The organism is Pseudooceanicola aestuariicola (assembly GCF_045763785.1).
GTDB lineage: Bacteria > Pseudomonadota > Alphaproteobacteria > Rhodobacterales > Rhodobacteraceae > Pseudooceanicola.
In genome coordinates this window covers 988216-1001025 of record NZ_JBJGSF010000001.1, presented here as the reverse complement: position 1 = coordinate 1001025, position 12810 = coordinate 988216, and the positions used below count along the sequence as shown (strand labels likewise).

Annotated in this window: 13 protein-coding genes; 2 read left to right on the top strand and 11 right to left on the bottom strand. The window is 61.2% G+C overall.

What is annotated here, in order from left to right:
- Positions 1 to 74: 74 nt before the first annotated feature.
- Positions 75 to 974 (bottom strand): isopenicillin N synthase family dioxygenase, encoded by a 900-nt coding sequence (locus tag ACI3GR_RS04515; RefSeq protein WP_407492858.1) that lies wholly within the window; start codon positions 972 to 974, stop codon positions 75 to 77.
- 119 nt (positions 975 to 1093) lie between these two features.
- On the opposite strand from ACI3GR_RS04515, the gene tpiA reads away from it, so the two are divergent.
- Positions 1094 to 1843 (top strand): triose-phosphate isomerase, encoded by a 750-nt coding sequence (tpiA, locus tag ACI3GR_RS04510; protein WP_407492857.1) that lies wholly within the window; start codon positions 1094 to 1096, stop codon positions 1841 to 1843.
- Positions 1844 to 2088: 245 nt separating this feature from the next.
- Here the strand turns inward: tpiA and ACI3GR_RS04505 are convergent, their stop codons facing one another.
- From ACI3GR_RS04505 to ribB, 7 genes are all read right to left on the bottom strand, one after another.
- Entirely contained in the window at positions 2089 to 3483 is a 1395-nt protein-coding gene (locus ACI3GR_RS04505) for a TRAP transporter large permease (RefSeq protein WP_407492856.1), read from the bottom strand.
- A gap of 3 nt (positions 3484 to 3486) precedes the next feature.
- A complete protein-coding gene (locus tag ACI3GR_RS04500; protein ID WP_407492855.1) occupies positions 3487 to 4158 on the bottom strand; it encodes a TRAP transporter small permease in 672 nt (223 codons plus the stop codon).
- 92 nt (positions 4159 to 4250) lie between these two features.
- Positions 4251 to 5252 (bottom strand): DctP family TRAP transporter solute-binding subunit, encoded by a 1002-nt coding sequence (locus tag ACI3GR_RS04495; protein ID WP_407492854.1) that lies wholly within the window; start codon positions 5250 to 5252, stop codon positions 4251 to 4253.
- Positions 5253 to 5490: 238 nt separating this feature from the next.
- A complete protein-coding gene (locus ACI3GR_RS04490; protein WP_407492852.1) occupies positions 5491 to 6741 on the bottom strand; it encodes a sigma-54-dependent transcriptional regulator in 1251 nt (416 codons plus the stop codon).
- 50 nt (positions 6742 to 6791) lie between these two features.
- On the bottom strand, positions 6792 to 7292 hold the full coding sequence (gene nusB, locus ACI3GR_RS04485; RefSeq protein WP_407492851.1) for a transcription antitermination factor NusB: 501 nt from the start codon (positions 7290 to 7292) through the stop codon (positions 6792 to 6794).
- A 7-nt stretch (positions 7293 to 7299) separates the two neighbouring features.
- Positions 7300 to 7824 carry a 6,7-dimethyl-8-ribityllumazine synthase gene (locus ACI3GR_RS04480; RefSeq protein WP_407492850.1) on the bottom strand — a complete coding sequence of 175 codons (525 nt, stop codon included), beginning with the start codon at positions 7822 to 7824 and terminating at the stop codon, positions 7300 to 7302.
- Positions 7825 to 8955: a 3,4-dihydroxy-2-butanone-4-phosphate synthase gene (gene ribB / locus ACI3GR_RS04475; protein WP_407493599.1), complete on the bottom strand. Its 1131-nt coding sequence runs from the start codon at positions 8953 to 8955 to the stop codon at positions 7825 to 7827.
- 225 nt (positions 8956 to 9180) lie between these two features.
- Between ribB and ACI3GR_RS04470 the strand changes: the two genes are divergently transcribed.
- The gene (locus tag ACI3GR_RS04470) at positions 9181 to 10452 is read left to right on the top strand and encodes a serine hydrolase domain-containing protein (RefSeq protein ID WP_407492849.1); all 1272 of its coding nucleotides are present in this window, start codon (positions 9181 to 9183) and stop codon (positions 10450 to 10452) included.
- Between the two features lie 59 nt (positions 10453 to 10511).
- On the opposite strand, the gene ACI3GR_RS04465 is transcribed toward ACI3GR_RS04470, so the two are convergent.
- The 3 genes from ACI3GR_RS04465 to ACI3GR_RS04455 form a co-directional block, all read right to left on the bottom strand.
- Positions 10512 to 11492: an MBL fold metallo-hydrolase gene (locus ACI3GR_RS04465; RefSeq protein ID WP_407492848.1), complete on the bottom strand. Its 981-nt coding sequence runs from the start codon at positions 11490 to 11492 to the stop codon at positions 10512 to 10514.
- 78 nt (positions 11493 to 11570) lie between these two features.
- Positions 11571 to 12137, bottom strand: a complete 567-nt coding sequence (locus tag ACI3GR_RS04460; RefSeq protein WP_407492847.1) for a hypothetical protein — start codon at positions 12135 to 12137, stop codon at positions 11571 to 11573.
- On the bottom strand, positions 12138 to 12731 hold the full coding sequence (locus ACI3GR_RS04455; protein ID WP_407492846.1) for a riboflavin synthase: 594 nt from the start codon (positions 12729 to 12731) through the stop codon (positions 12138 to 12140).
- Positions 12732 to 12810 lie beyond the last annotated feature (79 nt).

The window sequence follows — 12810 nt, the reverse complement described above, 5'->3', positions numbered from 1 at the left end:
ATGCCAGAAATATCCTTGGGGGAGGCCCAACGCGCCGGGGGGCAAAGTCCCCTGATCCGTCGCCGGCCGTCGTCTTAGGCCTTGGCCAGATGCAGGTACGTCTCGTTGAACCGTTTGGCCAGATGATCGCCCGCTTGAATGGCGTCCTGCCCTTCCGGCGCGACATTGGCGTCGTGATTGGGGTTAAAGAACAGCGGCACGGAAATCCGTTCCTCGGCGCTGCCTTTCACGCGGTGAAGCGTGGCTTTCACGCGGCCTTCGGTCCACATCTCCAGCATCTCGCCAAAGTTGATAACGAATTCCCCCGGCTGGGCCGTGACAGCGGCCCAGGACCCGTCGCGGCCCTGCACTTCCAATCCCGGAACGCCATCGCTGGCCAGCAGCGTCAGGCAACCGTAATCGGTGTGCGCCGCGATGCCGAAATCCTTGTCCCCCGCCCAATCGGGCCGCTCGGGATAATAGTTCCCGCGTAGCAAGGCCATGGGACGGTCGAATTTGTCATCGAAATAGCTGGGGTTTTCACCGATCGCCCCCGCGATACAGCGCAGCATATCCATCGCCACACCCGTTGCCGCCCGGTAATAGCCCTGAACCGTTTGCCGGAACCCCGGCACATCGGGCCATAGGTTCGGAGCATAGACCGGCAGGTCTGACAATGGATCGCCGTCGGGCAGTTCAAAGCCGCAGTCGAAAACCTCTTTGTAATCGGGGTTGGCCATGGGATCGACGCGTTCCGACTGCGGTCCGCCCCACCCCCGGTTCGATCCCGTGCGCGCCATGTCTACAGCTTCTTTTTCCGCCACAGTCAGGCGGAAAAAGCTGCGATAGGCGGCAATTACGGCCTGAACGTCTTCGGCCGACAGCGCGGTGTTGTGAACCACCAGAAACCCGACCTCGTGCGCACCGGCACGCAGGGTTTCCAATTCTTCCGGGTCGCCTGCCAGCAGACGCGACATATCCAATCTGGGTACCATGAGACCGCCCCCAATTTCCGTGCGCCTTACCTGCCCGTCCGCGCAACAAAGGGCAAGCCATCCCTTGACGGCAGCGGCCAAAATTCGATGATGGCGCGATACGTAAAGCGGAGGTGAGCATGCGGCGGAAACTGGCGGCCGGAAACTGGAAGATGAACGGCACGACAGAGGCGCTGCAAGAGCTGTCCGCGCTGCAAGCCACGCATTCGGACCCGAATGTGGATATTCTGATCTGCCCCCCGGCGACATTGATCGCCGCCGCGGCCCAGACCTGTCAGGGCGGTCCGGTGATGATCGGCGGACAGGACAGCCACGAAAAGTCTGATGGCGCGCATACCGGCGATATCTCGGCCGCGATGCTGCGGGACGCGGGCGCAAAGGCAGTGATCCTTGGACATTCTGAGCGTCGGGCAGGCCATCACGAGACGTCAGAGGACGTCCGGGCCAAGGCCCGCACGGCACAGGCCGCGGGCCTGATGACAGTGATCTGTCTTGGCGAAAGTCTTGGCCAGCGCGAGGCGACCAATACGCTCGACATCATCGGGGCGCAGTTGTCTTTGTCGGTGCCGGATAGCTCAACCGGCGAAAACCTTGTCGTGGCGTATGAGCCGATCTGGGCCATCGGATCGGGCATGACCCCGACCGCCGATCAGATCGGAGAGGTGCACGACTTTATCCGCACCCGGTTGGAAAGCCGCTTTGGCCCCGGTGTCGGGCGGTCGGTCCGATTGCTGTATGGTGGATCGGTCAAGCCTGACAACGCCGCCGAGATCTTCTCGATCTCCAACGTGGACGGGGCGCTGGTGGGCGGCGCGTCGCTGACCAATGCCGATTTTTCGCCGATCATCGAGGCTTTGGAGAAGGCCTAAGCTGAGGGCTCCTTCCGGCACGGAATCAAGGGCCGAAGGCCCGCCGTGCCAGCGCCGGACCGGCCCGATGGGCCGGCGCTTTGATGCACGTCGCTCAAGGATCAGTCGTTCGATGCATTTGACCTCGATAAAGCGCCTATGTCTCGGGGTTAATGCGCCGTCCCCCGGTCCAGCGCTGGCACGGCTCCGCACCACAAAAAACGGCGCCCTGAAAGGCGCCGTTTCTAGTTTCAAACCGACCAACCTTAGTTGGTGATGATCTCTGGCCCCATGACGCTGGTCGGAAGCCATGTGGAAATCCACGGCACGTAGGTCACCAAGATCAGGAACACGAAGAGTACCGCAAGGAAGGGCGCGGCGGCTTTGACCACCCGCATCATCGGCATCCCCGCAACCCCGGAGGTCACGAAGAGGTTCAGACCAACCGGCGGGGTGATCATCCCGATCTCCATGTTCACGACCATGATGATGCCCAGATGGATCGGGTCGATGCCCAGTTCGATCGCGATGGGGAAGACCAGCGGCGCGACGATGACCAGAAGACCCGACGGCTCCATGAACTGGCCGCCGATCAGCAGAATGATGTTCACGATCACAAGGAACATGACCGGACCAAAGCCTGCGTTTAACATCGCCTCGGCCACGGTCTGGGGAACCTGCTCGTCCGTCAGAACGTGCTTTAGGATTAGCGCGTTGGCGATGACGAACATCAGGGTAACCGTCAGCTTGCCAGCCTCGAAGAGGGTCTGCTGTGTGTCGCGGTGGAACCATGCGGTGACCAGCGCAATCGGTTTTTTGTAGAGCGGCAGGTTCGGCGCGTCGCCTTCGGTGCTAAGCGGGCCCATGTCGCGGTAGATGAACACAGCCGCGATGAAGGCGTAGACAGAGGCGACAGCGGCGGCTTCGGTCGGGGTAAAGATCGCGCCAGTGATGCCGGGGATACCGTAGATACCGACCATGATGATAACGATCAGCATCAGGCCCCAGAAGGCATCTTTGAACGACAGCCAGATCTCTCCGAACCCTTTCCATTCGCCTGCGGGCATGTTGCGGATACGCGCCATGATGTAGATGGCCGCCATCAGCATACCGCCCGCCAGAAGGCCCGGGATCACGCCAGCCAGAAACATCCGGCCCACAGACACGTCCGTTGCGGTCGCATAGACCACCATCACGATGGACGGCGGGATCAGGATGCCAAGGGTCCCTGCGTTACAGATCACACCTGCGGCAAAGTCCTTGGTATAGCCCGCCTGCGTCATGGCCCCGATCACGATAGAGCCGATGGCCACAACGGTCGCCGGCGACGACCCGGACAGGGCGGCGAAGATCATACAGGCGAAAACGCCCGCAATCGCCAGACCGCCGCGCAAGTGCCCCACGCAAGCGATGGAAAAGCGGATGATGCGTTTCGCCACGCCGCCCGTCGACATGAAGGACGAGGCCAGAATGAAGAACGGGATGGCCAGCAGCGTGTAGTGGCCAACGAAGGCCTGCATCAGGGTCTGGGCGATGGACGCCAGGGAGGTGTCCGAAAACCAGAGCAGGAACAGGATCGACGACGTGCCGAGGGATACAGCGATCGGCACGCCGATCAGCATCAGGCCCACGACCATGATGAAAAGAATTGCGACGTCCATGGATCAGCCCTCGCCCCGCTGTGCCTGTACTTCGGCGATTTCGTCTTCGACCTCGTGGCTGGCCACGATGCGGTCAATCTTGCCTTGCCAGATCGCAACGCCCGCCATGACAAAGCGGAACAGAAGCAGGGCCATGGTGAAGGGGAGGATGGCGTAAGGAATGAAGCGCGGCAGCTTTTCATAGCTGTCGCCGTCGTTCATCAGCGGCTCGATCCAGCGAAGGAAATCGGGCATGGGGATGTCGTTGACTTCGTACCACGCCTGCGGGCGGAATTTGTCCTGGAACCCAAGCGGGAACCAGCGGCCTTCGGTCTGCGGCAGGTTGGCGAAATTCGCCCAGTAATCCCATGCGCCTTTCAGCAGAAGGAAAGCGAAGGCGATGCACACGGTGATCGACATCAGCGCCAGCACACGGCGCGGTGCCGGTGGCAGGATGTCGATGATGGCGTCCACGCCCAGATGCGCGCCCTTCTTGACCGCGTAACATGCGCCCAGAAGCGCCAGCCATGCGAACAGGAACACCGTCATTTCCAGCGCCCAAAGGATATTCGCGTTGAATACGTAGCGCGCCACGACGTTGGCGAATGTGATCAGCGTCATCAGGCCAAGGATGGCCGCGATGGCCGTTTCCTCGATCCGGTCGATGGCGCTGCTGTGACTTGACCGTGAATGCATGTCTGTCCCCCTACCCTCCCCGCCGGATGGCGGGTGTTAAAAGGGGCGCGAGCATGTCGCCCGCGCCCCGATCTTTCATGCCAAACCGGCGATTACATCGAGGCGTTGATTTCCTGTGCCGCGTCGATGTTTTCCTGGCCGACGTCACCGACGAACTTTTCCCAGACGGGCTTCATCGCGTCGACCCAAGCCTGACGCTGTTCGGCGGTCAGCTGGCGTACTTCGCCACCGGCTGCGATGATCGCTTCCTTGGCTTCGTTATTCACCTTGGTGGATTCGGCGTTCCGGGTTGCGGTCACTTCGTCCAGGATGGTCATGAACTGGTCACGGACGTCTGCGTCCAGGCTGTCTAGCCAGTCAACCGAGGTCACGACCAGATAGTCGATCACGCCGTGGTTGGTTTCGGTGGTGCCGTCCTGAACTTCAAAGAACTTCTGGCCGTAGACGTTGGACCAGGTGTTTTCCTGACCGTCCACAACGCCCTGCTGCAGCGCGCCGTACACTTCGGAGAAGGCCATTTTCTGCGGAGAGCCACCGATGGCTTCCATCTGGGCGACCAGAACTTCGGAGGGCTGAACGCGGAACTTCAGGCCGTTTGCGTCGGTGGGCAGCAGCAGCGGCTTGTTGGCCGACATCTGCTTCATGCCATTGTGCCAGTAGCCTAGACCCTGCAGGCCGCGCTTCTGCATCGAATCCAGCATCGCCTGACCGGTGTCAGAGTTCTGGAAGGCGTCGACGGCGTTGATGTCTTTGAACATGAACGGCAGGTCGAACAGGCGGAACTTCTTGGTGAAGGTTTCGAACTTGGACAGGGACGGTGCGGCCAGCTGGACGTCGCCCTGCAGCATCGCTTCGAGAACCTGGTCATCGTTGTAAAGCGTGGAGTTCGGGTAAACTTCCATGCACATCTTGCCGTTCATTTCGTCGTTCACACGCTGTTCCAGCAGCGACGCGGCGATCCCTTTGGGGTGCTTGTCGGTGTTGGTGACGTGCGCGAACTTGACGACGATTTCGCCGTCGTCGCAGGCCGCAAAGCCAGCGGTCGCGGTGACGGACAGGGCCAGAGCCGTTGCGGCAGTGGTCAGGAATTTCATGTGGTTTCCTCCTCATTGGGTGACGAATCGTGAAGTCACGTTTCCGAAGGAAGAATTGCGCCTTGGGGAGAGAAGCCTCAAGCGCGCGTGATCGTGGTGTCGAGAGACGGAATTTTCATATTAATTACAGAATGTTGCCGTCAAATTTCCAGCGGACCTCGAATGCTGCAAAGCAGCAATGTGCGGAATTCCACACGGGCGATTGGCCGGGATGTGCGGAAATCCGCACAGCCAGACCTTACCCGCCGCCGCGCCGGAAATCCTCGGGCTTAAGACCGTATTTGGTCAGCTTGTCGTAAAAGGTCTTTCGCGGCAGCTTGAGCGATTTTGCAGCCTCTGACGCGTGTCCATTGTGCCGCCCCAAAGCCGCCGCCAGAAGCGAACGTTCGACCTGCGCCATCTGTTCGGCCAGCCCCAGATCGCGGGCGGCAGTCGCCTCTTCCGGCATGCCAAGGACGAACCGCATCGCAGCGGACATGACTGACCGCGCGTTGCCGGGCCAGTCCTGAGCCATCAGCGCGCTGGAATATTCCGCCGTCACCTCTGGCGCGTCGATCCCGGCCTGTTCAGCAGCCTGCGCCACGTAATGGCGGAATAGCACCGGAATATCCTCGGGCCGGTCGGCAAGGCTGGGGATATAGACGCGGCAAACCTCGAGCCGATAAAAGATGTCGGGGGACAATTGGCCATCTTCGACCAATTGCGCCAAGTCGCGGGTGGTCCCGGCGATCAGGCGGGCACCGCCCTGTTCCAACGCGTCGCCGAGCGCCAGTTGCGTATCCTCTGGCAGGTTGCCGATTTCATCCAGAAACAACGCCCCGCCTCGGCTGGCCTCCCACGTTGTATCGAACTCCGCCCGCGTCAGGCCCGCGGCAGCCCGTTTCAAGAACGGTCCCTTGGATTGGGGCGAGGACAGGTGGATCACCTCGGCGATCTTGCTGATGCCGGAGCCCGGCGGGCCAGAGATCAGAACCTCGGCCGCCGTGCTGGCCGCCTTTCGGGCCTGATCGCGCAGGGCATGTGCGGCCTGAGATGTGCCGAATATCAGACGCGCCGCCGGGTCGCCGGATTCCAGCTGGGCCTTCAGGCGGCGGTTCTCAAGAATTAGTTGACGGGTGTGCAGCGCCTTCTCAAGAACCTCTAGCATGTCACGAGACGCGCAAGGTTTTTCCAGAAACCCAAAGGCCCCGCGATCCATCGCCGACACCGCCATGGGAATATCCCCTTCGCCGGTCAGCAGGATCACCGGCAGGTCGGGATCGGTCTGTTGCGCGTGGTCCAGCAGGAAAAAGCCGTCGCGTCCCGGCATACGGATGTCAGACAGGACAACGCCTTGGAAATCGGGTGTGATGTGATCCTTAGCCTCGATGAACGACCCGCAGGTCAGCGGGTCAAGGTCGGCCAGATCAAGGGTCTGCGCCAGTGCTTCGCGCACGGCGGCGTCATCATCGACAAGCAGGACTTTGCGGGGCGGCGGTTGGTTCGGCATGAGCGTATCATGCGGAGGATGCGCAGGAATGCCAGTGCGGATTTACCGGCTTAGAACGCTTCCGGCTTCGCCTCGCGCGCCATGTGGTCCAGAACGGCGTTGACGAACTTCGGCTCCTTGCCGTCGGGAAAGAAGGCCGCGGCCACGTCGACATATTCCTTGATAACGATCTTGGGCGGCGTGTCGGTCTGGACCAATTCGGCCCCGGCGGCGCGGAACAGGGCGCGCAGGGTCGGATCGATCCGCGCGATGGGCCATTTGGCCACCAGCGCACGGTCGGTCATCTGGTCGATCTTCGCCTGATAATTCACCGCATCCGCCACTGTCTGACGGAACAGGTCCACATCGCCTTCGGCCATTTCGTCGCCTTCGTAGACCGCCCCAAATCGGTGGTCTTCGAATTCGCTCACCACCTTCTGAACCGTCTGGGCCGAATGCTCCATCTGGAACAGCGCCTGCACCGCGTAAAGCCGCGAAGCGCTTTTCATCTTGCGCCGCTGGTTGCCAGAGATCGGCAGCGGCGCTTGGGGCGTGGGGGTGTCGTCGGTCATGAAAGCCTCAGGCGAGTTTGTATTCCTCGGACGCGGGCTTAAAGCCAACCGCGCCCTTCGGAGCGCCCCATTTGCGCGAAAGCGCCAGCAGATGCAAGGCCGCAGCCGCAGCGCCGCCGCCTTTGTTCTGATCGGCGGGATCGGCGCGGACCTCGGCCTGTTTGCGGTTTTCCACCGTCAGGATGCCATTGCCGATGCACAGGCCCTGAAGCCCCAGCAGCGTGATCCCGCGCGAACTGTCGTTGCAGACCGTGTCATAGTGTGTCGTCTCGCCCCGGATCACACAGCCGATGGCGACAAAGGCGTCGTAGTTCGACATGCGCGCGGCCATGGCGATGGCTGTCGGCACTTCCAATGCGCCGGGAACCTCGATCAGCTCGTGCGTGGCGCCCCAGGCCTCGATCTCGGCCTTGGCACCGGCGATCATGTTGTCAGCGATGTCGCGGTAATAGGGCGCAACGACCAGCAGCACTTTGGTCGGTTTGTCCACCGTGCCGCGGGGCATGACGTAGTGTTGTTCGTTTCCAGCCATTTATTCCCCCTTGATCGGGCGCGTGCCGACGATTTCCAGACCATAGGCATCCAAGCCCACCACGTTCGGACGCGGAGAGTTGGTCAGCAGTTCCAGCTTGTGAATACCCAGTGACGACAGGATCTGCGCGCCAAGACCGTACTGACGCAGGGTCTGGGGCGACACTTCGTGTTCGGCCGCGATCTGCATGGTCAGGTCACGCAGCAGAACCACGACGCCCCTGCCCTCTTTCGCGACGGCGCGCATAGCATCGCGGAACAGATCGGCGCGGGCTTCGCCGCCCATGCCGACGACGTCCTTCATCGGGTCCATCGCGTGCATCCGCACCAGCACCGGGTCGTCGCCTTCTACGTCGCCCTTGATCAGAACGATGTGTTCCGCGCCTTGGGTCTCATCCGTGTAGATGCGCATCGTCCACTCACCACCGAATTCGGTCGTGATGGTTTCTTCCTGACGGACGCGGACAAGGTTGTCGTGGCGACGGCGATAGGAAATCAGGTCGCTGATCGTGCCGATCTTGAGGTTATGTTTCTGCGCGAACGCGATCAGTTCCGGCAGGCGCGACATGGTGCCGTCTTCGTTCATGATCTCGCAGATCACGCCCGATGGGTTCAGACCCGCAAGGCGCGACACGTCCACCGCGGCTTCGGTATGGCCCGCGCGGACCAGAACGCCGCCGTCCTTGGCACGCAGCGGGAAGACGTGGCCCGGCGTTGCGATGTCCTGCGCGCTTTTGCCAGCGTCGATGGCGACGGCAACGGTGCGCGCACGGTCGTGGGCCGAGATGCCGGTGGACACGCCTTCGCGCGCCTCAATCGATACGGTGAACGCGGTTTCATGACGCGACGAGTTCTGAGAGGCCATCAGCGGCAGCCCCAGCTGATCCACACGATCCCCGGTCATCGACAGGCAGATCAGCCCGCGCCCATGCGTGGCCATGAAGTTGATCGCCTCGGGCGTGGCCATCTGTGCGGGGATCACCAGATCGCCTTCGTTTTCGCGATCTTCGTGGTCGACCAAGATGAACATCCGGCCATTGCGCGCATCTTCGATGATTTCTTCGATGCTGCTGATGGCGTCAGACCAGCTTTCCTCGACCGGGCCGGGCGTTTCATAGGTGGTGCTGTCCATGGCGTCCTCCGCTTGCTTGGTCACGCAGATAAGGCCTTGGGCGCGGAAAGGCCAGAGATCCGCTGCGTCCGCTGACAGCAAAAATGCAGAGCTCATGTGCGCCCTTCCCGCGAAGGTTGTGACGCAACGTGCAAACACAGCGATGCATAAAATTGGTTGTGCGGAAATTTATTCCGCTGCTACCCTTTTCATACTGTCCAGTATGGACAGCAACGGGAGGACACCATGAATCACTTTAAAACCCACCTTTTGGCGGGCCTTTGTGCTGTTGTATCTAGTATTTCTTTCCCCGCCTGGGCCGATCAGCTGCCCACGGGCGACGCCACCGAACTGGGGCTGGATCCGGCACGTATTGCGCGGTTGGACGGCACGATGAACGCGATGGTCGCCAATGGCATGATGCCCGGCGCGGTTGTCATGCTGATCCGCGATGGCCAGATCGCGCATTTGTCGGCGATGGGTCAGCAAGGCCCTGATGGCCCCGAGATGAGCGAAGATTCGATCTTCCGCATCTATTCCATGACCAAACCGATCGTCAGCGCTGCGGCAATGATGCTGGTCGAAGAAGGCCGTTTGATCCTGAACGCCCCAGTCGCGACCTACATCCCTGAATTTGCCGAGATGACCGTCGCCACGGGCGAAGTCGATGGCGAAGGCAATCCTGTCACCACGCCCGCCACACGGGCGATGACCATTCAGGACCTACTGCGCCACACCTCGGGCCTGACCTACGGGTTCTTTGGCGCGGGTCCAGCGCGGGACGCCTATAACAAGGCAGGCGTTGCGAACCCCGAGATGACGGGGCTGGAACAGGCCAAACTGCTGGCAACATTGCCTCTGGAGCATGAGCCGGGCACCAAATGGGAATATTCTCGGTCAACGGATGTGCTGGGCGGCGTGATCGAAGCGGTCACTGGCGCCCCATTGGGTGAATTCCTGAAGGCGCGCATCTTTGATCCGCTTGGCATGGAAGACACGGATTTCTACGTCGATGACGCGTCCAAGCATGGCCGCATCGCCGAGGCCTTCCCGGATCATGCCAAGATCGGGCCTTTCGACATGTTCAACCCGCGTGAACGGATGCCGTCACAGTCCGGTGGCGGTGGTCTGGTGTCGACCGCGCATGATTACGCGCTGTTCGCTCAGATGATGCTGAATGGGGGCGAGTTGAATGGCACGCGCCTGCTGTCGCCCAAAACGGTCCAGTTGATGACCGCCAACCACATGAACGGCATTGAGCCCGGCAAATACTATCTGCCCGGTGCAGGCTATGGCTTTGGCCTTGGCTACGGCGTTCGTGTCGACGAAGGCGCGCCGTCGTTCGGCAGTGTCGGCGAATACTACTGGGGCGGTGCGGCTGGCACCTACTATGTCACCGACCCTAAGGAAGATTTCATCGCGTTGCTGTTCATCCAGTCGCCCAAGAACCGGGTTCCGGTGCGTCTGACCTTCACCAACCTTGTTTATCCGACCATCGTCGACAGCAAGATCGACTGATCAGCGTCGCATGACATCCTAAGGGGCCGCGCCTGAGGTGCGGCCCCTTTTTCATGCGATTAGAACTGCCATAGCGCCGGGATAAAGCGATAGCTGTCGCCTTCGGCCATGACATGCCCGACCCCCGGGAAGGGGAAGTGGTAGCCCAGCACGGGAATGCGATCGGCAACAGCCATATCAAGCAACCTTTTGCGCGTTTCCGCCGCCAGCGGGCCATCCGTATCTGACGAATTGTACCAATCGGGATGGGCGAAGTTCATCCAAGCGTGGTTCATCGAGTCGCCCAAAGCCAGCAGGCTTTGATCGCCGTCGGTGATCAGTACTGACATATGGCCCGGCGTGTGCCCGGGCGTGTCGATAACCGTGACACCGGGGATGACCTCGTCCTGATCGGTCAGCAGACGCCAGTCCACCCCATCGGCGGTGATCGAATTTACGGCGCCCAGCACGAACTGCTGATCCTCGGGCGCAACGCGGTCCACCAGACCGTCCTGCATCCAGTAATCATGTTCTACCTGACCCAGCGTGTATTCGGCACTTGGGAACAGCGGTTCGTCAAATTCGTCGCGGATGCCCCAGATGTGATCCGGGTGGGCATGAGTGATGACGACATGGGTGATGTCGTCCAGACCGATCCCAATGGCGTCAAGGTTCGCCGCCAGACGCCCGGCAGTGTCAAAGAACCGGTGGCCGGATCCTACATCGACCAGCAGCTTTTGATCGCCCTTTTCGACCAGCAGGTGGTTGGTGTGGGAATAATTGCTGTCCGTGGGAAGATAATGCGCGACCATGAAGGCCTGCACCTCTTCCGGGGTGGCGTTGATGCCAAACATGTTTAGCGGCAGACTGAAGTACCCGTCCGAGATCACCGTCAGCTTGGTATCCCCCAGCGTAAAGCTGAAATGCGCAGGGTTCCCGCCCGTCGGCGCTCCGATCTTGGCGCGGGCGGCTGTGGGCAGCGCCAGCATCGGCGCAACGGCCGGGGCGACGGCGGCCAGTTTCAACAGGTCGCGGCGGGTGGGTGACGTTTTTGACGACATGGGCGGCTCCTCCTCTTTGGTGCGAGGATAGGTAGCGCGCGGGACTAACGCAACAACAGGTGCGAATATGTACGGGTGTCAGGTGCCGAAATAGCGGTCGGCAGGGATAAAGGCCCCAAGACGTCCGGCGGTGACCCATTCGGACTCTAGCCCCATGCCGATGACCACCAGACCGTTGGCGGGCAGCCTGCCCTGCGCGCCAGCCAGCGCCGCGCGCATTTCGGGGACAGTGGACAGAAACCGCGGGGCATTGTGGACCGCGTCCAGCATGGTGTTCGCCTTTGCCACCTCTTCGGGCGTCAGGGGCGCATGGACCAAGGCGACGCGGGTGGCATGGCGGATCGCTTCGATCTGGTCCGCTTTGGGTTGGGACACACGGTGGCGGCCAAAGGCCAGATCCAAAGCGTTGGAAGAAAACAGGAACCCGCAGACGTCGCGCCCAGCCGAGGCTTGAATGGAGGCGTAGTCACGATAGGACAGGCCCAATTCCTTAGCCCGCGCCACGTGGCGCTTCACCGTCGTGGGCGAGAGGCGCGCGGAGGGCATGTTGGCCTTGGCCCGTCGCCATGCGTGGACCCGCCATGTCCGGCCGGCCTCCATCGTAGGGCCGTTGTTGTGACCGATCCCTGCAGGCGTGTCCGTCATTTACATCCAGTCCTGAAGGCGGGCGACGTAACGGGCCAGAGTGTCGATTTCCAGATTGATCTGATCGCCGACCTTTGCCTGACCCCATGTCGTCACGGATTTCGTATGTGGGATCATGTTGATACCAAAGGTGGCCCCGTCAACATCATTCACCGTCAGCGACGTGCCATTCAGGGTCACCGACCCCTTGGGTGCTATGAATTTCGCCAGTTCATCAGGCGCACGGAACGTGGCGCGGGTGCTGTCGCCGTCGTCGGTCAGCGCGATCAACTCGGCCACGCCATCGACATGGCCCGACACGATGTGCCCGCCCAGTTCGTCCCCGACCTTAAGCGCGCGTTCCAGATTGACCCGACGGCCTTGGGTCCAGGTGTTATGGCTGAGGTTCGTTTTGGACACCGTTTCCGCACTGATTTCGACGTCGAACCAATCATCCCCGGTTTCGATCACGGTCAGACAGACCCCGTCACAGGCAATGGAGGCGCCCAGATCAATCGTATCGGTCGCATAGGACGTGCCGATCCGCGCCCGCAGATCGCCGCGTTTTTCAACCTCTTTGATGGTGCCAACGTCTGTGATGATGCCTGTGAACATGCGAAATCTCCTTCGGATCAAGGGCTATCTCTGCCCGCTGCGGCATGCAATCCCTTGACCGCGCCATAGTTTTGCCCGT

Bases quoted from the DNA above. Each gene is read 5' to 3' on its own strand.
- ACI3GR_RS04515 (WP_407492858.1), bottom strand. From the start codon at position 974: ATGGTACCCAGATTGGATATGTCGCGTCTGCTGGCAGGCGACCCGGAA.
- tpiA (WP_407492857.1), top strand. From the start codon at position 1,094: ATGCGGCGGAAACTGGCGGCCGGAAACTGGAAGATGAACGGCACGACA.
- ACI3GR_RS04505 (WP_407492856.1), bottom strand. From the start codon at position 3,483: ATGGACGTCGCAATTCTTTTCATCATGGTCGTGGGCCTGATGCTGATC.
- ACI3GR_RS04500 (WP_407492855.1), bottom strand. From the start codon at position 4,158: ATGCATTCACGGTCAAGTCACAGCAGCGCCATCGACCGGATCGAGGAA.
- ACI3GR_RS04495 (WP_407492854.1), bottom strand. From the start codon at position 5,252: ATGAAATTCCTGACCACTGCCGCAACGGCTCTGGCCCTGTCCGTCACC.
- ACI3GR_RS04490 (WP_407492852.1), bottom strand. From the start codon at position 6,741: ATGCCGAACCAACCGCCGCCCCGCAAAGTCCTGCTTGTCGATGATGAC.
- nusB (WP_407492851.1), bottom strand. From the start codon at position 7,292: ATGACCGACGACACCCCCACGCCCCAAGCGCCGCTGCCGATCTCTGGC.
- ACI3GR_RS04480 (WP_407492850.1), bottom strand. From the start codon at position 7,824: ATGGCTGGAAACGAACAACACTACGTCATGCCCCGCGGCACGGTGGAC.
- ribB (WP_407493599.1), bottom strand. From the start codon at position 8,955: ATGGACAGCACCACCTATGAAACGCCCGGCCCGGTCGAGGAAAGCTGG.
- ACI3GR_RS04470 (WP_407492849.1), top strand. From the start codon at position 9,181: ATGAATCACTTTAAAACCCACCTTTTGGCGGGCCTTTGTGCTGTTGTA.
- ACI3GR_RS04465 (WP_407492848.1), bottom strand. From the start codon at position 11,492: ATGTCGTCAAAAACGTCACCCACCCGCCGCGACCTGTTGAAACTGGCC.
- ACI3GR_RS04460 (WP_407492847.1), bottom strand. From the start codon at position 12,137: ATGACGGACACGCCTGCAGGGATCGGTCACAACAACGGCCCTACGATG.
- ACI3GR_RS04455 (WP_407492846.1), bottom strand. From the start codon at position 12,731: ATGTTCACAGGCATCATCACAGACGTTGGCACCATCAAAGAGGTTGAA.